This is a genomic window from Prosthecobacter sp. GW821-HT29F12 (assembly GCF_058803405.1).
Genome location: NZ_CM179517.1, coordinates 5,143,970 through 5,161,264 on the forward strand (window position 1 = coordinate 5,143,970; position 17,295 = coordinate 5,161,264).

At 60.4% G+C, this 17,295-nt stretch carries 17 protein-coding genes; 10 read left to right on the forward strand and 7 right to left on the reverse strand.

Annotation, left to right across the window (positions count from 1 at the left end; genetic code table 11):
- Positions 1-31 precede the first annotated feature (31 nt).
- On the forward strand, positions 32-1,024 hold the full coding sequence (locus AC3RLQ_RS21185) for an alpha/beta fold hydrolase (protein WP_493030624.1): 993 nt from the start codon (positions 32-34) through the stop codon (positions 1,022-1,024).
- A 41-nt stretch (positions 1,025-1,065) separates the two neighbouring features.
- On the opposite strand, the gene AC3RLQ_RS21190 is transcribed toward AC3RLQ_RS21185, so the two are convergent.
- Complete coding sequence (locus AC3RLQ_RS21190; protein WP_493030626.1) at positions 1,066-1,959, reverse strand: LysR family transcriptional regulator; 894 nt, start codon at positions 1,957-1,959, stop codon at positions 1,066-1,068.
- 122 nt (positions 1,960-2,081) lie between these two features.
- Here AC3RLQ_RS21190 and AC3RLQ_RS21195 point away from each other — a divergent pair, with 122 nt between their 5' ends.
- From AC3RLQ_RS21195 to AC3RLQ_RS21215, 5 genes are read left to right on the forward strand one after another with little or no spacing between them, the layout of a single operon-like run.
- The gene (locus AC3RLQ_RS21195; RefSeq protein WP_493030627.1) at positions 2,082-2,453 is read left to right on the forward strand and encodes a DsrE family protein; all 372 of its coding nucleotides are present in this window, start codon (positions 2,082-2,084) and stop codon (positions 2,451-2,453) included.
- A 51-nt stretch (positions 2,454-2,504) separates the two neighbouring features.
- Complete coding sequence (locus AC3RLQ_RS21200; RefSeq protein ID WP_493030628.1) at positions 2,505-3,110, forward strand: pyridoxamine 5'-phosphate oxidase family protein; 606 nt, start codon at positions 2,505-2,507, stop codon at positions 3,108-3,110.
- Complete coding sequence (locus AC3RLQ_RS21205; RefSeq protein ID WP_493030629.1) at positions 3,107-3,532, forward strand: nuclear transport factor 2 family protein; 426 nt, start codon at positions 3,107-3,109, stop codon at positions 3,530-3,532. The genes AC3RLQ_RS21200 and AC3RLQ_RS21205 overlap by 4 nt, the downstream gene beginning before the upstream one ends.
- Before the next feature lie 23 nt (positions 3,533-3,555).
- Positions 3,556-4,242 carry an SDR family NAD(P)-dependent oxidoreductase gene (locus tag AC3RLQ_RS21210; RefSeq protein WP_493030630.1) on the forward strand — a complete coding sequence of 229 codons (687 nt, stop codon included), beginning with the start codon at positions 3,556-3,558 and terminating at the stop codon, positions 4,240-4,242.
- A gap of 30 nt (positions 4,243-4,272) precedes the next feature.
- Positions 4,273-5,238 (forward strand): right-handed parallel beta-helix repeat-containing protein, encoded by a 966-nt coding sequence (locus AC3RLQ_RS21215; RefSeq protein WP_493030631.1) that lies wholly within the window; start codon positions 4,273-4,275, stop codon positions 5,236-5,238.
- Between the two features lie 5 nt (positions 5,239-5,243).
- On the opposite strand, the gene AC3RLQ_RS21220 is transcribed toward AC3RLQ_RS21215, so the two are convergent.
- Positions 5,244-6,173: a VPGUxxT family thioredoxin-like (seleno)protein, type 2 gene (locus AC3RLQ_RS21220; RefSeq protein WP_493030632.1), complete on the reverse strand. Its 930-nt coding sequence runs from the start codon at positions 6,171-6,173 to the stop codon at positions 5,244-5,246.
- 72 nt (positions 6,174-6,245) lie between these two features.
- On the opposite strand from AC3RLQ_RS21220, the gene AC3RLQ_RS21225 reads away from it, so the two are divergent.
- The 3 genes from AC3RLQ_RS21225 (at position 6,246) to AC3RLQ_RS21235 (ending at position 10,723) form a co-directional block, all read left to right on the forward strand.
- A complete protein-coding gene (locus AC3RLQ_RS21225; RefSeq protein WP_493030633.1) occupies positions 6,246-7,640 on the forward strand; it encodes a sulfatase in 1,395 nt (464 codons plus the stop codon).
- 81 nt (positions 7,641-7,721) lie between these two features.
- Positions 7,722-9,137: a sulfatase family protein gene (locus AC3RLQ_RS21230; RefSeq protein WP_493030634.1), complete on the forward strand. Its 1,416-nt coding sequence runs from the start codon at positions 7,722-7,724 to the stop codon at positions 9,135-9,137.
- A gap of 68 nt (positions 9,138-9,205) precedes the next feature.
- Positions 9,206-10,723, forward strand: coding sequence for an arylsulfatase (locus AC3RLQ_RS21235; protein WP_493030635.1), 1,518 nt, complete (start codon positions 9,206-9,208; stop codon positions 10,721-10,723).
- Here AC3RLQ_RS21235 and AC3RLQ_RS21240 read toward each other — a convergent pair.
- From AC3RLQ_RS21240 to AC3RLQ_RS21260, 5 genes are all read right to left on the reverse strand, one after another.
- Positions 10,720-11,823: a radical SAM protein gene (locus AC3RLQ_RS21240; RefSeq protein WP_493030636.1), complete on the reverse strand. Its 1,104-nt coding sequence runs from the start codon at positions 11,821-11,823 to the stop codon at positions 10,720-10,722. The two genes, AC3RLQ_RS21235 and AC3RLQ_RS21240, sit on opposite strands and share 4 nt — an antisense overlap.
- Before the next feature lie 91 nt (positions 11,824-11,914).
- Complete coding sequence (locus AC3RLQ_RS21245) at positions 11,915-13,114, reverse strand: NnrS family protein (RefSeq protein WP_493030637.1); 1,200 nt, start codon at positions 13,112-13,114, stop codon at positions 11,915-11,917.
- 14 nt (positions 13,115-13,128) lie between these two features.
- Positions 13,129-14,427, reverse strand: coding sequence for an SUMF1/EgtB/PvdO family nonheme iron enzyme (locus tag AC3RLQ_RS21250; protein WP_493030638.1), 1,299 nt, complete (start codon positions 14,425-14,427; stop codon positions 13,129-13,131).
- 3 nt (positions 14,428-14,430) lie between these two features.
- Positions 14,431-15,966 (reverse strand): copper-containing nitrite reductase, encoded by a 1,536-nt coding sequence (nirK, locus tag AC3RLQ_RS21255; RefSeq protein WP_493030639.1) that lies wholly within the window; start codon positions 15,964-15,966, stop codon positions 14,431-14,433.
- Positions 15,963-16,436, reverse strand: coding sequence for a group III truncated hemoglobin (locus AC3RLQ_RS21260; RefSeq protein ID WP_493030640.1), 474 nt, complete (start codon positions 16,434-16,436; stop codon positions 15,963-15,965). Before AC3RLQ_RS21260 ends, nirK begins: the two co-directional genes overlap by 4 nt.
- Before the next feature lie 163 nt (positions 16,437-16,599).
- Here AC3RLQ_RS21260 and AC3RLQ_RS21265 point away from each other — a divergent pair, with 163 nt between their 5' ends.
- Entirely contained in the window at positions 16,600-17,199 is a 600-nt protein-coding gene (locus AC3RLQ_RS21265; RefSeq protein WP_493030641.1) for a globin domain-containing protein, read from the forward strand.
- Positions 17,200-17,295 lie beyond the last annotated feature (96 nt).

Genomic DNA, 17,295 nt, shown 5'->3' on the forward strand with positions numbered 1-17,295 from the left:
AACAAACCCCAAAACAAAAAAAGATACGAACATGAAAACCAGACGACAAACTCTCGCAGCGCTCGCGATGATGGCCGCCACGGGAGGCTTGGCCGGCGCCGCCAAACCCGGCAGGCCGATGCTGAGCGCCGAGCCGCATCCCATCACCTTCGGGAGTCTCAAGGTGGACGGATTGAACATCGCCTTTCGTGAGGCGGGCAATCCGGCCAACCCGAAGCTGGTGCTGCTGCACGGATTCCCTTCGGGATCACACCAGTACCGTGACCTGATCCGCTCACTCTCGGACGCCTTCCACGTGATCGCTCCGGACTATCCCGGCTTTGGCCTCAGCGACATGCCTGACCCGGCGACCTACAGCTACACCTTTGACGGCATCTCCGACACTGTGGAGCACTTTCTCAAGCTCAAAGGCTTCGAGCATTACGGGCTGTTCATGCAGGACTACGGCGGTCCGGTGGGATTCAGAATTGCGGTGCGCAATCCTGCGGCCCTCGACTGGCTGATCGTCCAGAACTCGAACGCCTATGAGTCCGGTTTCACGGCGGCGTGGGACGGCCTTCGTGGCGCGCTCTGGAAAAACCGCACGGCGGAAACGGAGAAGCCGCTGACGGGCTTTTTCACCCATGACGCCATCAAGGGCATGTATGTGCAGGGGGCGAAAAATCCGGCGCTCATCAGCCCTGACAACTGGGAGTCTGACTTTGCCTTCATGCAGAGGCCGAACGCCGCCCGTTTGAACCTGGACCTGTTCTACGACTACCGTAAAAACGTGGAACTCTACCCTGTGTGGCAGGAGTTTCTGCGCAAGAACCAGCCGAAGACCCTCATCTTCTGGGGACAGGCGGACATCTTCTTCACTCCTGAAGGAGGAGAGGCCTACCTGAAGGACTTGCCGAATGCTGAAATGCACAGGCTGGAGGCAGGGCACTTCGCCGTCGAGGATCACCTGGAGTTCATCTCCGAGAAGATGCACCGTTTCTACACCGAAAAGGTGGCAGGCCGGATGATGAGCACGAAAAAGTAACCGCCCCTGATTCTCTTTGAGGAAGCTCCGCAGGAGCTTCCTCATTTTATTTCCGCCGCGACTTGTTTCAGTGCATCGACCAGCGCGCGTGTGGCGGTGGAGGCGCGGCCTTTCTGCCAGAGGACGATGAAGTCCCAGCGGGCTTTCTCATCGCTGACCGGCACGAAGGTCACGCCGGGATGCTGCAGTTTTTCAAAATAGCCGGGCAGCAGTGTCACGGCGGATTCCGAGACGACCTGGGAGAGCACATTGGTAATGCCGTCCACGACGACGGCGAAGCGCGGCTTGAATCCGGACTCTTTGCATAGCGCCGCCACCCAGCGATTGCGCCCGGGCACCTGATCTTCATCCACGCCGATGAAGTCGCGGCCCTTCAGATCCTTCAGCGCGATGCTTTTCCGTGCCGCGATGGGATCATCATCCGCCACAGCCACACAGACATGCAGTGAGCGGAGTTTGGCGCTGTGAAACTCCCGTGCGGCCGCCGCGCCCTCCTGGCCGATGAGGGCGAGGTCAAGCTCGCCAGCGCACAAGCCGTCGAGCTGCTCGCGCGGGGACATGTCGTGGAGTTTCAGCTTCACTTCCGGGTGTGACTTGCGCAGCTTTGCCAGAGCGGGAGTGAGCATGCTCTGCGCTGCGGAAAGCAGATAGCCCACGCGCAGCTCGGAGCGCTCTCCACGCGCCTGCCGGCGCAGCTCGGCCAATGCTGCATCATAGCTGGCGACAAGCGGGCTCATGGATTTCACCAGGGCATGGCCAAGACCCGTAGGCTTCACGCCACTGGTTTCGCGCTCCAGCAGCTTGCCGCCGAGTTCATTTTCCAAAGCTTGCATCTGACGGCTCAGCGCGGGCTGCGTGATGCGCAACCGCACTGCCGCGCGGTTGACGCTGCCTTCTTCGATCACGGTGAGCAGGGCTCGGATGCGGTCCATCATGCCGCAGAGGTTATGCACAATTGGCATAACGGCAACTGCCAACCGGCATTACCCGCAGCCTCACCAGCGCGGCAGTATCCACTTGCTCACTCAAGAGCACATCAACCTAAACATACCTCATCATGAAACTCGCAATCATCATCACCTCGGATCCTAAAAACGGCGAAGAAGCCCTTGGCCGCGCCTTCAATGCCCTTGCTCTTGCAGCGGAAGCCCAGGAAAAGAACGACGAAGTCAGTGTCGTGTTCGCCGGCACCGGCGTACGCTGGCCTGCCGAATTCTCAAAGCCTACCCATCCGGCCCACGGTCTCTACAATGCCGTGCGCCCCTCCGTCGCTGGCGCCTCCTGCGGCTGTTCCACCGTGTTTGGCGCGACGAAGGAAGTCGAAGCCTGCGGCCTGCCGGAGATCAAAGATTTTGCGCTGGCAGGCACTCCAGGATTCGCAAGCATCCGTCGATATCTCGCCGAAGGCTGGCAGACGCTCGTATTCTAAAATCACCGGCGAACGCCTTCATTATCAGCAACCCCTCGCTCCACCTCGATTATGGCCGACCGATTCATGCACACCGTGCTCACGCCTGCCGTGTTCGAGGCGGAGCGTCATTACTATGGGCGGACCTATCCCGCCTTTGACTCCACACCTGAACGTGATGCGTTCACTGCCGCAGAGGCGGCATTTATCTCCGAGCGCGACTCGTTTTACATGGCCACCATCACGGAGAATGGCTGGCCGTATCTCCAGCATCGCGGCGGGGCGAAGGGCTTTCTGCGAGTCACCGGACCGAACGAACTCATGTTTGCCGATCACGGCGGCAACCGCCAGATGATCAGCGTGGGCAGCCTGGCGAAGAATGACCGCGTGAGCCTCTTCCTCATGGACTACCCGGCGCGGGAGCGGTTGAAGATCCTTGGCCATGCGCGTGTGCTGGATGCGCGTGAGCATCCGGATCTGGTCGCCAAGATCGCGCCGCCCGGAGGTCACGCGGCGAAGGTGGAGCGCATCTTTGTCATCGACGTTTTATCCTACGATTGGAACTGCCCCAAATTCATCACACCGCGCTTCACCGCCGCGGAAGTACAAGACGCCGTGGCGCTGCTGAAGGCACGCATTGCCGAACTCGAATCCCAGCTCAAACTGCAAACACCATGAACCCACGCCCACCCCTGCCACCATTCACTGAAGAATCGGCCATCAAGAAAGTCCAGGCCGCTGAAGACGCCTGGAACAGCCGCGATCCCGAGCGCGTCTCACTGGCCTACACACCCGACACGGAATGGCGCAACCGCGATGTCTTTCTCAATGGCCGCGCCGAAGTCGTCGATTTTCTGAAAAAGAAGTGGGCCAGGGAGCATGACTACCGCCTCAAGAAAACGCTCTGGGCTTTCACGGGGAACCGCATCGCCGTGCGCTTTGAATACGAGTGGCATGATGACGCCGGGCAGTGGTGGCGCAGCCATGGCAATGAGAATTGGGAGTTTGATGAAAATGGCTACATGGCCAGGCGCTATGCCAGCATCAACGACCAACCGATCCGCGAGGAGGAGCGTAAGTTCCGCTGGGAACGGGCCTGAGGGTTCGTGCCCTTCACCTCTCTATGAAGCCTGTCATTCTCATCACCGGAGCCACGCGTGGCATTGGATTCGCTGCTGCCAGGCAGCTGGCCGCACGCGGCGCGCAGATCATCATCGCCAGTCGTGATGGCTCACGCGCCGCTGAGTCAGCTGCACGGGTGGGCGATGATGCCCGCGGCGTCGCTCTGGACATCACGGATCAGACAAGCGTGGAAGCTGCGGTGAAACAAATCGAGGGCCAGTTTGGTCAGCTCGATGTGCTGGCCAACAACTCTGCCATCCTGCTGGATCACTATCAGTGCCTGCTGGAACTCAAGCCCGAGGTGCTGCTGGAGACGCTGAACACGAATGTGGTCGGCACGCTGCGGGTGTGTCAGGGGTTCGCGCCGCTGCTCGCGAAATCCAGTGCGCCGCGCATCATCAATGTCTCCAGTGGTGCGGGGCAGCTGGACGGTGAGCCGCAGTCCTGGGCACCGGCCTATTGCATCAGCAAAACCGCGCTCAACATGCTCACGCAGCAGCTCACTGCCGCATTGCCTGAGGTGATGGTGAACAGCATGTGCCCCGGCTGGTGCCGCACGGAGATGGGCGGCAGCGAGGCACCACGCACGCCCGATGAAGGTGCGGACACACTGACATGGCTGGCACTGGATGCGCCCCACACGCAGCGCGGAAAATTTGTGAAGGACCGTGCGGTGATTCCTTGGTAACAGACGCGCTGCTGCAGCGTTCAAGGTGTCATGCAAAAGACCTTCCTCATCTGCTGGGCCGCGTGCGGCGTGCTCATTTCCCTTCACGCCGCCGAACTGGCAGGGGCTCCGGGCCCCGTGGGCACACAGGAGGGTGCGAAGCTCGTCCATCGGTTGGAGATCACGAAGCCCGGGGTATATGAAAACTTCCGTGTCGATGCGCAGGGTCAGGGCGGCAACATTGTGAAGATCACCGCAGACGATGTCACTCTGCGCAACTGCGAGATCTTCAATGGCACGGGCAATGGCGTCGGTGTGTTTGGCACGCGTGTGGTGATCGAGAACTGCCGCATCCATCATCTCTTGAACGGCACCTTTGAGAATCAAAACGATGCCCATGGCATCACCGGCCGCTGGGGAGATGTGACCATCCGCAACTGCGACATCTCTCATACCTCGGGCGACTGCATTCAGTTTGATCCCGATCGGCAGTCACGCGGCAGCTTGACGATTGAACAATGCAACTTGTGGGCAGGCCCGCTGGCTGAAGACGTGCCGGGCTTCAAAGCGGGACAGAGTCCTGGCGAGAACGCCTTTGATTCCAAGACCCCGCCCGATGGCGAGCGGTGCAAGCTCCTCATCCGCCAGTGCTACATGCATGGATGGAACCAGCCGAGCCAGATCTCGACACGTGCCGCGCTCAATTTGAAGGAGCACATTGATGCCGTGATCTCCCACTGCGTGTTTGACGACAACGAGGTGGCCATCCGCGCACGTGGACCAGGCGGGCGCGGAGATGCGCGGGTGACGGTGGAGGATTGTGCGATCTACCGCACTCAGGTGGGAGTGCGGGCCGAGGACAAGATCGAAAACCTCAAGATCCTGCGCATGGCTTACGGGCCTGATGTGAAGGTGCGGGAGGAGCGGCATGGCGGCAAGGAGCTGCCCGGCTACGAAAACTCAGGCGAGCATGAGGCACCGCAGATCGACAGCCTCATCGTCAAGCCCCGGTCTTGAGCTTGTCACTTGAGCTGCGCCCGCTGCGACTTCGTGAGGAAGCTCAGCGCCTTGGCCGGATCCGTGCGGATCCATGCATTCACCTTCGTGGCCTGGGCTGGGGAAAGCGTCAGCTTCTCCGCCGGGGTGCCGCCGATCTGCTTTTTCTGATCGCTGACGGGTGCCTTGCGGTAGCCGGAGATGGTGCCGATCTTGAGCCGCGTGGTCTTCGCGGCGGGAAGATCCGTCGCATGCACTGAGACGGCATTGGCACATTCCACCTTCTCCGCGGCGGTGATCAACTCGGGCAGTGAAATGACCGCCGGATCATAGTTGACCAGCGTGACCTCATGCCCGGCCATGAAACCAGCCTCGGTGGTGATCACGCCGTCGATCTGGCCCAGCTCCACCTCACCGGTCCAGAAGCAATACATGGCAAACACGGCCTGCTTGAGCCGTGTCGAGTGCTCGGCGGCCAGCAATGTCAGGTAGGCAGGCACGGGGCGTTTCACCTCAGTCAGTGTTGCGATCATGCGTTCTGCGATTCCGCCTGTGTCCCATACCTGATCTTTGCGGGGGATGATGTCCTCCGCGTTTGCATTGAGGAAGCGGACCACCTGGTAGTTCCACGCTGGTTCGCCAAAGCGCTGCATCACCACGGCGTCCTGTCCTCCTTTGTTGTTATGAATAAGCAGCGGGGTGAACTCGGTCTCCACGGCCTCGACCAGCAGCGGGTTCGACATCACATCGCGACCGAACTGCTTGCAGCCCGCGCAGCCGGGGATCTCCTGAAACAGGGCGAACACCGGTTTTCCTGTCTGAGCGCTGGAGGCCAGCGCCGTCTCCAGAATCCGGCTCCATCGCACCTTTCCAGCCTCCTCGGGCTGTGCGGGGGTGCTGGCGGTGCAGGACAGTGAAGGCAGCATGAGGGCGAGGGCAAAAAAGACAGGCTTCATGACCGTGAGAGGTGGAAGCCCGGCGAATATTTCACGAAAGACTTGGCCGCGCCAACGTTTGAGGGGCTGCTCATGAAAACACGCGCACTCCTCTTCCTGTTAATGGCACCGCTTGTTTCAGGTCAGGCAGCCACTGCGCCGAAGACCAACGTGCTGCTGATCGTGATTGATGATCAGAACGGTTTCGCGGGCCGCACGGATATTGCACCGCAGGCGGTGACGCCTCAGCTCAACCGCTTTGCGAAGAGCGGGATGAACTTTGCCAATGCACAGTGCGCTGCGCCGGTGTGCAATCCTTCGCGCACGGCCTTTCTATCCGGCCTGCGACCCTCCACCACAGGCATCTATGACAACAGCCAGGACTCTTTGCCAAAAGATCATCTTCTGATGCGCTCGATCTCGCTGCCGACGTACTTCCGCGATCAGGGCTACCACCTCGCGGGCGCAGGAAAGGTCTTCAGCTCTGCCATCGCCGCTGCTGCTGGCAAGCGCATCTGGGCCGAGAGCATCGAGCTGGGCCGCAAGGCCAAGAAGCATGCCCCCGCGCCTCCGGAAGGCGAGGGCATGAATGCCATCGGCAAACATGCGTGGGGCCCGCTCTACAAGAGCAAGGAGGATATGGAAGACTGGAAGCTGGCTGGATGGGCGGCGGAGTTTTTGACGAAGCCGCATGAGGAGCCCTTCTTCCTGGCCTGCGGCATCGTGAAGCCGCACACACCCTGGCATGTGCCGCAGGAGTACTTTGATCTTTTTCCACCTGAAAGCATCACCGTGCCTGATCTGGCTCCCGATGAAAGCGCAGGACTGCCGGAGTCTGTGCGTGAAAAAACGCATAAGGCAGAAGCTGAGCTGATTCAGCGGCGCAAGGAACTGATCTCGGCCTATCTCGCATCCTCACGCTATGCGGACGATTGTGTGGGCCGCATTCTGAAGGGTTTGACCGACGGCCCAAACCGCGAGAACACCATCGTCGTGATTTGTGGCGACAACGGCTATGAGTTTGGCGAAAAGCACAACTGGTCCAAGGGCAGCCTGCGGGAAGGCTCAGCCCATGTACCCTTGATCATCGCGGGGCCAGGAATTGCCGCGCAGCAGACCTGCACGCATCCGGTCAGCCTGCTGGATCTCTACCCCACGCTGGTGGAACTGGCTGGACTGCCCGCCAAGGCTGGACTCGATGGAGTGAGCCTCATGCCGTTGCTCAAAAATCCTGCGGCACCTTGGGAACGTCCCGCCCTCACCACCGCTGGCTTCAAAAGCCACGCGCTGCGCAACGACCGCTGGCGCTACATCCGCTATGCAGACGGTGCGGAGGAATTGTATGACCACACCGCTGATCCTCTGGAGCGCAGCAACCTCGCCACCAAGCCGGAGTCCGCCAAGATCAAAGCCGAGCTGCAGCAGTGGCTGCCAAAGCATGATGAGCCGCGCAATCCGGACTCGACGGGTGGCAAAAGGGAGGATTGAAACTTTGAGCACATGATCGCCATGATGCGAAAGAGTACCGACCTGGCTTCGTGAAGTACACGGCGCAGCCCAACCACACACATGAAGACTCCTCTCATCACTCTGCTTTCCCTCCTCGTCTTTTTGATTTCGTCCTTGGCCGCGAAGCAGCCGAATGTGGTCATCATCCTCGCGGATGATCTCGGCTATGGCGATCTCGGCTGCTATGGGCATCCGCAGATCAAAACGCCGAATCTTGATCGCATGGCGGCGGAGGGTGCCAGACTCACGCAGTTCAACTGTCCGGCACCGTTTTGCGCACCCACCCGCGCTGCTCTGATGACGGGACGTTATCCGTTTCGTTGCGGCATGACGGCGAATCCCGCACCGGATGGCGGACCGGTGGCGGATGCACTGCACCTGCCTGAGAAGGAGGTCACGCTGGCGCAGGTCCTGAAGTCCTCCGGTTATGCCACGGGCATGGTGGGTAAATGGCATCTCGGTCACAAGGCGGGATTCCTGCCCACGGAGCGCGGATTCGATGAGTATTACGGCATCCCGTACTCGAATGACATGCGGCCGGTGCAGGTGCTGGAAAACACGCAGGTCATCGAATACCCCGTGGTGCAGGCCACGCTGACGCGGCGCTACACGGATCGCGCACTGGGCTTCATCGAGCGCAGCAAGGACCGGCCCTTTTTCCTTTACCTCGCGGAAGCGATGCCGCACAAGCCGCTCGCGGCCTCCGAAGCGTTCTACAAAAAGAGCGGCGCAGGACTTTATGGGGATGCCGTGGCCGAGCTCGACTGGAGAGTGGGCCAGGTGCTGGCGAAACTGAAAGAGCTGGGATTGGATGAAAACACGCTCGTGCTTTTCAGCAGTGACAACGGTGCTTGGTTCGGCGGCAGCACCGGAGGACTGCGCGGCATGAAGGGCTCGCAGTGGGAAGGCGGTTACCGTGTGCCGATGATCGCGCGCTGGCCCGGCAAGATTCCCGCCGGACAGGTGAGCGATCAAATGGCGATCACGATGGACCTCTTTGCCACGGTGCTGGAGGTAACGGGTGCGAAGATGCCGGATGACCGTGTGCTGGATGGCCGCAGCATCATGCCGCTGCTCACCAGCGCTGCCAAATCACCGCATGAGCACCTCTTTGGTCACTTCAACTCCAAGCTGGCCAACATCCGCGATGCACGCTGGAAGCTGCACGTGCTTCCTGCTGGCCAGCTCAAGCTGAAGGCCGAAGCAGATGGCAAGTGGCTCGATCCACGCGCGCCAGATGGAGTGACGATTCTCGCGCCTTACGAGCAGTACAACATCGACGCCTTTCCCGGCCTCAACACCGGCGATGCCGCGACGAAGATGCAGCTCTTTGATCTGCAAAACGACCCCGGTGAGCAGCATGATGTGGCAGCCCAGCATCCCGACGAAGTAAAACGGCTCATGGCCGCCTATGAGGCGATGAACAAGGACGTGCCTGTCATCGAAGAGGTGAAACGCATGCCTTATAAAAAATAGCAGGTGGAGCATCTAACCGCATTGAGTTGAAAGAGCGCCATCTGGACTGCGTCCTCACACTCCCGACCATGAAACTCGCCCTGACCCTTCTTTTTGTCCTGACCCTGCATGCCTTCGCGGATCTCGCGGGCGGCAAGCCAAACATCATTCTCATCATGACGGATGACCAGGGCTACGCTCAACTCGCATGTCACGGGCATCCCTGGCTGAAAACACCGAACATCGACGCGCTGCACGCCCAGAGCCTGCGCTTCACGCGCTTCCTCGTCAGCCCCACATGCTCGCCCACACGCAGCGCCATCATGACGGGCCGGCATGATCTCAAAAACGGCATCACGCACACCATTCTGGAGCGCGAGCGCATGACGCTGAATGCCACCATCCTGCCACAGGTCCTTAAAACGGCGGGCTACACCTCCGGCATCTTTGGCAAATGGCACCTCGGTGATGAAGAAGCGTATCAGCCGAACAAGCGCGGCTTTGACGAGGCCTTCATCCACGGCGCAGGCGGCATCGGCCAGGCCTATCCCTGCTCCTGCGCAGATGCGCCAAACAACAAGTACATGGACCCCGTCATCCGTCACAACGGCAGCTTTGTGAAGACGCACGGCTTCTGCACAGATGTCTTCTTCACGGCCGCGCTCGGCTGGATGAAGCAGCAGAAGGACAGCGGCAAGCCGTTCTTCACCTACCTCACCACGAATGCTCCGCACGGCCCTTACATCGCACCGGAGAAGAATGCGAAACGCTTCACCGATCTCGGCTTCGGCAAAGATCAGGCGGGATTCTACGGCATGATCGAAAACATCGACGAAAACATGGGCCGCCTCGCGGAGAAGCTGAAGGAGTGGGACCTGTACAAAAACACCGTCGTCATCTTCATGTCTGACAATGGCACCACGGGCGGTGGCTCCGGCGTTCCCGGCAAGGATCTCGCACCCGGCTATCCGTTCTTCAATGGCGATCAAGTCGGCCTGAAAGGCTCCACCGATGAAGGCGGCGTGCGCGTGCCGTTCTTCATCCGCTGGGATGGACATATCAATGCTGGGCGTAACATCAGCACCGTCGCCGCACACATTGATCTGCTGCCCACCTTTGCCGCATTAGCTGGTGCAGAGTTGCCGAAGAATCAGGTGGAAGGCCGCAGCCTGCTGCCGCTGATCGAAGGCAAGGCCGACAAGTGGGAGGATCGCTTCCTCTTCACGCATGTGGCCCGCTGGCCCACGGGCACGGAGCCAAACACGCAGGAATTTCTCAACTACGGCGTGCGCAACCAGCGCTTCCGCTACGTGGGCCCGCGTGGTGGTGCCGGGAATCCGAAGAAGAAACAACAAGCCGCCGCCAAGCCCACGAAAGGCGCGCTTTACGATCTTGAGGCCGATCCGTATCAGAAGACGGATGTCAGCGGTGATTATCCCGAAGTGGTGCAGAAAATGAGCGCCGCCTATGACAGCTACTGGAAGGAAGCACGCCCGCTCATGGTGAATGAAACCGCGCCCATGTCGCCGACAAAACCTTACTGGGAGCTTTATGAAAAACAGCTCAAGTCCGGTGGCATTCCCGACTGGTCACCGCCTTCGCTCTAACTGAGCACAGCGCTGCCCTGCCGCGGCTGATACACACAGGCCGGATCTTCCGCGAAGGGATCTCCCGTCACGCCATAAGCGCGTGCCCGGGAGCCGCCGCAAACCGTGCGGAACTCGCAGCGGCCGCATTTGCCGCCCAGTGCATCGTTGTCACGCAGCGAGACGAAAAGCGGATGATGTCGGTAGATCTCTGCAGGATGCTCGTCGCGCACATTGCCGCAGTCGAAGGGCAGGAAGCCGCTGGGAGACACCACACCGGTGTGGGAGATGAACATCACTCCGCGTCCATCGCGAATGCCGAGCGGTGAACGCATGCCGGGGCGCTGCCTGCCACCCGCGCCATGCTTCTGGATCAGCACACGGCGGAAGTGGTGGCCCTCCGTGGTTTTGATGGCAAAGGGGGCCTTGCCGACGAGCGAGGCCATGTCTTGAAACACGTGTTCGATGTCCAGGGGATCAGGCAGATCCGCAATGCCTGCGCGACCGGTCGGCACCAGCAGAAAGACGCTCCACATGGCAGGCTTCAGTTCAAACATCAGCTTCTTGAAGGCTTCATACTCACGCAAGTTGCCGCGTGTGAGCGTGGTGTTGATCTGCACGCTCAGATCCGCCGCATGGGCGCGATGCACCGCCGCGATGGTGCGGTCAAAGGTACCCTTAACTCCGCGAAAGGTATCGTGCGTCTCGCGTGAGGCACCGTCCAGACTCAGAGAGATGCGGTCAACGCCCGCCGCTTTGATCTCCGCAAAATCAGCGTTCATAAGCCTTGCCGTTGCCGAAGGGCTCAAGCCTACGTGCAGCCCGGCAGCCGTCGCCTCGCGCACCAAGTCCAGCGCATCCGTGCGCATCAGCGGATCACCGCCCGTGAGGATGAGCATGGGGGGATTCAGCTCCGCGAGCTGGCGGATCAGCCGGCTCGATTCCTCACGATTCAATTCATCGGGATGACGATGCGACTGCGCCTCCGCCCGGCAGTGCTGGCACGCCAGCGCACAGGCCCGCGTGATCTCCCAAAAGACGAGAAAGGGACGTTCATCAAAGCCGTCATAGGCCATCGCGGCCACCTTCGACCACTCGGGATTCATCAGCGCAGGGTTCATGCGTGAGACTAACGGGAGAAGTGCGTGGCAATCCCTTCTATGCGTGTGGAATGTTGTGCTGATTTTGCGGGGGTGTTTGAACCCGCCGCAGCTAATCCTCCTCATCCCGCTTCACAAAACGCCGGCGGTGCCACAGCAGCCAGAACAGCACCAGCAGCGCCCACGTCAGTGCGGCGTAGATGTGATGGGACACTGTCGTCGAAGGCACCCAGGCGGGCGTGGCACGCGTGATGGCGGCCAGAACGCCAAGGAAGATGAGGAAGCGCACCCACTTGCTCTTCACAAAAAAGCCGTCCAGATCGCCGCTGTGGCCAAACAGTACGCGGCTGCCGACGATGAGCATGAGCATGCCGAAGCCGCCGATGTAGAGCAGGTGCTCCACGCTGACATGCTGGGTGTAGAAGAATCCGGCGAGCGCCAGACCGAGCCAGCCGAGGATCAGCGACCAAAACAAACCGGTGGTGAGTGAGCCGCTCTGCACCGTCTTCCAGCGCACTTCCATGAGCAAATAGCCTGCCGCCACGAGCGCGCGCAGCGCATAGCCGGCGATGACTTGACCGCAGGACTCGAGAAAGAAGCTGCCCACAAGCAGGATTGCCGCCATGAGAGCGCGCATGAGCTTCGTGCGGCTCTGCGCCGCCGTTTTCGGATCACCAAAATCTCCGCCGAGCATGCGCGGAAACACAAACGCACCGATGCCGAGCACCGGCGGCAGCAGCAGTCCCTGATAAAGCAGCAAATTCGCGAGACGAAGGCGCTGAGGATCCAGCAGTGTCGCATTTGACAGCAGCAACGACGCACCTGTGATGCCACAGATCAGACCAGTGAGCGCAAGAAGCAGCTGCGGTGGCGGCGCCTCCTTGCGGAACTTCACCACGCGAACCACCAGACACAGCAGCAGCGAACCGAGCAGCGCGATGAAAAACATATCCCCCAAGGCCAAGTGCAGGGTGAGATGGGAGATGCCGCAGGCCTGATGCAGCGTGAAGAGCCAGAACAGCTCCAGAGGCATGAGCTTCGGTGCAGTGGCCATGCGGGGCCCGGCGGTGCCGAGAAAGCCGACGACAAAGGCCGCGCCGAAGGCCTCGATCATGATGCGCGCGTGTACGAAGCTGGGATAAAAGCCAAGCTGCTGCGCATAATACAACGGCCACAGCGCCACGCCGATGATGCTCCACACCGCACCACTGAAAAAGAACAGGCGATATGGCTCCGACGCAAGCCAGCGCAGGCCATCCCGGCGCGGGCCGGTGGCTTTGTGTTTCTTGTGTTTGCAGGCAGGAAAGCTCACGGGATGAGAAGGGTTCAGGGTTGGGTCAGCAGCTTGCGCACGGCATCGACGACTGGCTTGATGTCGGCACCCAGTGATTCCTCACGGTGGATGACTTTGCCGTCTTCATCGAGCACCGCGATGAGATTGGAATGGGCGAAAAAGCCATCCACAAGCTGGTATTTAAAATCCAGCGCCACGGCGGTCTGCTGCACGATGTCTGCAGGTGCGGTCAGAAACGTCCAGCGCAAAGGGTTCACCCGGTGCTCTTGAATCGCGGTGGTCATCTGCGCCGGAGTATCGAATTGCGGGTCGATCGAAAGGAAGACAAAGCCCACCTGTTCCGCGTCTTTGCCGAGTTCTTTCTCGATGTGCTGCATGTCTGACAGGATGCGCGGGCAGGCAAATTTGCAGCGGGTGAAGCCCATCGTGATCACTCGCACCCTGCCGCGCAGGCCGGCGAGCGTGGCCGTTTTGTTGTCCTGGTTCCGCCATTCACCTGGCAGATCATAAGGAGTGGTGAAAGCGAGGGTGCGGCTGTTGGCCGCGTCCGGCGTGATGGATTGCGCTGCGCGGAAGCCCAGGCTTCCCACACAGTAGGAGCCCTTAAGGCTGGAACGCAGCGCATAGCGCATGAAGGCGGCGTAATTGCTCACATCGCTGGCGAGCAGAGATCCCGCACCGCAGAAAAGTTTCCGCTCCAGTGAGCCGTCGCTGCGCGAATCGCCCATCAGCAGCGTGGCGTTGAAATCGTGAACCCACTCCCAGACGAGGCCATGCATGCCACGCAAACCGTGCACGTTTGTCACCCCGGTGTGCACATCCTCAAGAGCCGAGGTCGCAGGCTTCGAATACCACTCCATCAGCTGACGCAGGTAAGCGGGGTCCGTGCTCGCATCCTGTTTCGTGGCATCGGCACGCGCGGCGAATTCCCACTCATCCTGCGTGGGCAGGCGCTTGCCTTGGGCTTCGCAGCAGGCCTTCGCCGCAAACCAGGAGACATGCGTCACCGGTGCGTTGAGGGGTGCGCTGTCACCGAGTTCGAGGTCACCTGCCCAATGCGCGAGGTAATTCGCATCGGCCAAAGAGCGTTTCACCTGGGAGCGACGCCATTCTGGATGAGCCTTCACGAAGGCGAGAAACTCCCCGTTCGTCACCTGCGTCACATCCATGAAGAAGGGCGCGGTGTGGCGGCTCTTCGCCTCCTTCGCATAGAGCGGCTTGTAGTCACCACCGGAAATGAAGACCATGCCCGGCGGCGGCCCGGATGTCTCCGCCTGAGTGGCGCTGACTGCGCAGGCGAGAAGCAGCAGTGATAGGAGAGTGGTTTTCATAAATCACTCGGCTCCGGGGCCGACAGGTGCAGGAACAGTGGCGCGCACCTGCTTCACGGTCTCAGGCAGCACCTCGGTGCCGTTGTTGCCCCACTGGCTGTAGACATACGTGAGCGCATTGGCCACCTGCTCGTCGTTGAGACCAAGCTGCGGCATGAGGCTTTCATACGTCTCACCATTGACGGTGACCTTGCCTTGCAGGCCGTGCAGCACGTTGCTGATCGCACGTTTGGGATCGGCATTGAGGTAGTCCGACTTCGCGAGCGGCGGGAAGGCTTTCGGGATGCCCTGGCCTTCGGGCTGGTGGCAGGCGAAGCAGACGGAGTTGTAGACGATCTTGCCGCGCGCAATGCGCTCGTCCTTGTTCACGGCCGGCGCCTGCTGCGTAGAGGCCTGCGGGATGGTCTGGATCGCGCCGCCTTCGAGACGATAGATGCGGTCATCCTGCTTGCCTGAATAGACCACCTTGTTCTCCTCGCCTGCGACCTTGAGCATGCCGATCGCGCCTTTGTTGAACGCACGAAAGATGGAATGATCGACGAGGATGTAAGTGCCGGGCACATCGAGGCCGAACTCCACGATGGCCGATCCGCCTGCCGGGATCATCGTGGTCTGTACGTTGTGCTGCGCGGGCAGCGCGCCGCCTTCGAGATAAACGGTGTCGAAGATTTCGCCGATGACATGGAAGGATGACGTGAGATTGGGCCCCGCATTGCCCACGAACAAACGCACTTTCTCACCGACCTTCGCAGGCATCGCATTGTCTCCGGCAAGAGCACCGACGGAGCCGTTGAAGACGACGTAGTCCGCGTTTTCTGCCAGCGCTTTTTCCATGCTGAAGGGCTGCAGACCCGCCTCACCATACGGCCCCTTGGTATAGAACTCAGACTGCATGACGTAATACTCGCGGTCCACTTTCGGCAGGCCGCCGATGGGCTCGACCAGGAGGAGCCCATACATGCCGTTTGCGATGTGCATGCCCACCGGCGCGGTGGCGCAGTGATAGACATACAGTCCCGGAATCAGTGCCTTGAACGAGAACACGGACTCATGCCCAGGCGCGGTGAAGGAAGCCGCCGCTCCACCGCCGGGGCCGGTGACGGCATGCAGGTCGATGTTGTGAGGCATCTTGCTGTCGGGGCGGTTCATGAGATGAAACTCCACCTCGTCATTCTGTCGGATGCGCATGAACTTGCCCGGCACACTGCCGCCGAAAGTCCAGAAGGTGTAGTCCACACCGTCTGCCATGCGTTTCACAAGCTCCCGCACCTCCAGCTTCACGATGACCTTGGTCGGATGATCGCGCGTGATCGGCGGCGGGACATGCGGCGCATCGGTGAGCACGGCGTCTTCACTGCCGGAGAGCGGCTTATCAGGTTGTTTCAGGGGATCCCGCACCGCATCGGGTACGGCCGTGGAATACGCCGCCGTCTCCTTGATGAAGGTTTGCTGGGAAAGCTTTTCGTTCGGGCTCAGCTCGTGGTCACCGCATTGGGTGAGCAAAAGGGCGGTGAGGATGATACTGGTGTTTCTTATCATGGTGCTGCGGGCTGGGCTTGAGGTTTGTAGTGCGCATAGCGTGCGCGTTGTTCCGGAGTGAGATTGGCGGGATCAAAGCGGGGATCGGGCACCTGGTTGATGCGCGAGTAGATCACGTTGGCCATGTCTGCCGCGCAGTTCTTGATGTGCTCCGCGCGCTCTCCGGCAAAGAGATCATCCACCGTGCTGCGAAAGAGCTGCAGCCAGTGATCAAACTGCGCACGGCCCATGGCCGTCTGCGGGACGAGCTTGGCATGCGCGGCGATGGGATTGCCAGTGAAGCCGCCCGTGCGGAAGAGCACCGTCTCCCAGAAGGCGTACATCTTCGGCAGATGCGTGGTCCAGTTGGTCTGCGCGACGTCGTTGAAGATGAACCCCAGCACCTCATCGGTGCGGATGCGGTCGTAGAAGGTGTTCACCAGCGTTTCGATTTCGGCGCGTCCGGTGATGTCAGGCTTGGTTTCAAACATGCATTTACCATGCAACATTAACCGCACCTGTCGCTTCTCGCTTTGTGCGGCCTTGTGCGCAGGAATTGGCGTGGCGGAGGGCGCGCAATAAACGCGCATCTCTGCGCAGGATCGGTGCATTGATGTATCGGCGATGCAACTTATTAAATGGCCCAACCAAACCATGAAACTCATCCTATCATCCATCGTCACCATCACCGCTGTCATGACCCTGCTGGTCAATGCCGCCGCGCTCGCGGTCGATCCGGCCGCCGTCGCCACTGAAGCAGCCACCAACACGGTCTGCCCGATCAGCGGCAAGCCGGTCGATCCTGCCATCACCACCGACTATGAAGGCCGGAAATGGTCCTTTGCCCAGGAAGCCTGCAAAACCAAATGGCTGAAGGCTCGCGAAGACAGCCTGTATCAAAAGCTGGGAGGCAAGGCCGCCATGGAGGCTGCGATTGACGCCTTCTATGTGAAGGTGCTGGCCGATGACCGCGTGAAGCACTTCTTTGATGACGTGAGCATGGACAAGCAGCGCCGGAAGCAGAAGGAATTCCTCAGCGCCGCCTTCGGTGGTCCGCTGCCATGGACTGGCAAAGACATGCGCAAAGCCCACGAGGGCATGGGCCTGACCGAGGTGCATTTCAACGCCATCGCTGAAAACCTCGTGAACACTTTGAAGGATCTCAAGATCAGCCAGGAACTCATTGACCAGGTCGTCGCCGTCGCGCTCACGACCAAGGACGATGTGCTTGGCCGTCCGAAGAAGGCCAACTGAGAGCCGTCCCTCTCTCGTTGACCCAAATATACCGCCGCAGTGAGTGCCGGGAGTCGCTCGCTGCGGCGGTTTTGTTTTATTAGACCAGTTCTCCAA

Excerpts from the sequence above, each read along its gene's own strand:
- AC3RLQ_RS21210 (WP_493030630.1), top strand. The coding sequence starts at position 3,556 with ATGAAGCCTGTCATTCTCATCACCGGAGCCACGCGTGGCATTGGATTC.
- AC3RLQ_RS21195 (WP_493030627.1), top strand. The coding sequence starts at position 2,082 with ATGAAACTCGCAATCATCATCACCTCGGATCCTAAAAACGGCGAAGAA.
- AC3RLQ_RS21235 (WP_493030635.1), top strand. The coding sequence starts at position 9,206 with ATGAAACTCGCCCTGACCCTTCTTTTTGTCCTGACCCTGCATGCCTTC.
- AC3RLQ_RS21240 (WP_493030636.1), bottom strand. The coding sequence starts at position 11,823 with ATGAACCCTGCGCTGATGAATCCCGAGTGGTCGAAGGTGGCCGCGATG.
- AC3RLQ_RS21225 (WP_493030633.1), top strand. The coding sequence starts at position 6,246 with ATGAAAACACGCGCACTCCTCTTCCTGTTAATGGCACCGCTTGTTTCA.
- AC3RLQ_RS21230 (WP_493030634.1), top strand. The coding sequence starts at position 7,722 with ATGAAGACTCCTCTCATCACTCTGCTTTCCCTCCTCGTCTTTTTGATT.
- AC3RLQ_RS21260 (WP_493030640.1), bottom strand. The coding sequence starts at position 16,436 with ATGTTTGAAACCAAGCCTGACATCACCGGACGCGCCGAAATCGAAACG.
- AC3RLQ_RS21265 (WP_493030641.1), top strand. The coding sequence starts at position 16,600 with ATGAAACTCATCCTATCATCCATCGTCACCATCACCGCTGTCATGACC.
- AC3RLQ_RS21250 (WP_493030638.1), bottom strand. The coding sequence starts at position 14,427 with ATGAAAACCACTCTCCTATCACTGCTGCTTCTCGCCTGCGCAGTCAGC.
- AC3RLQ_RS21200 (WP_493030628.1), top strand. The coding sequence starts at position 2,505 with ATGGCCGACCGATTCATGCACACCGTGCTCACGCCTGCCGTGTTCGAG.
- AC3RLQ_RS21185 (WP_493030624.1), top strand. The coding sequence starts at position 32 with ATGAAAACCAGACGACAAACTCTCGCAGCGCTCGCGATGATGGCCGCC.
- nirK (WP_493030639.1), bottom strand. The coding sequence starts at position 15,966 with ATGATAAGAAACACCAGTATCATCCTCACCGCCCTTTTGCTCACCCAA.
- AC3RLQ_RS21220 (WP_493030632.1), bottom strand. The coding sequence starts at position 6,173 with ATGAAGCCTGTCTTTTTTGCCCTCGCCCTCATGCTGCCTTCACTGTCC.
- AC3RLQ_RS21215 (WP_493030631.1), top strand. The coding sequence starts at position 4,273 with ATGCAAAAGACCTTCCTCATCTGCTGGGCCGCGTGCGGCGTGCTCATT.
- AC3RLQ_RS21190 (WP_493030626.1), bottom strand. The coding sequence starts at position 1,959 with ATGATGGACCGCATCCGAGCCCTGCTCACCGTGATCGAAGAAGGCAGC.
- AC3RLQ_RS21205 (WP_493030629.1), top strand. The coding sequence starts at position 3,107 with ATGAACCCACGCCCACCCCTGCCACCATTCACTGAAGAATCGGCCATC.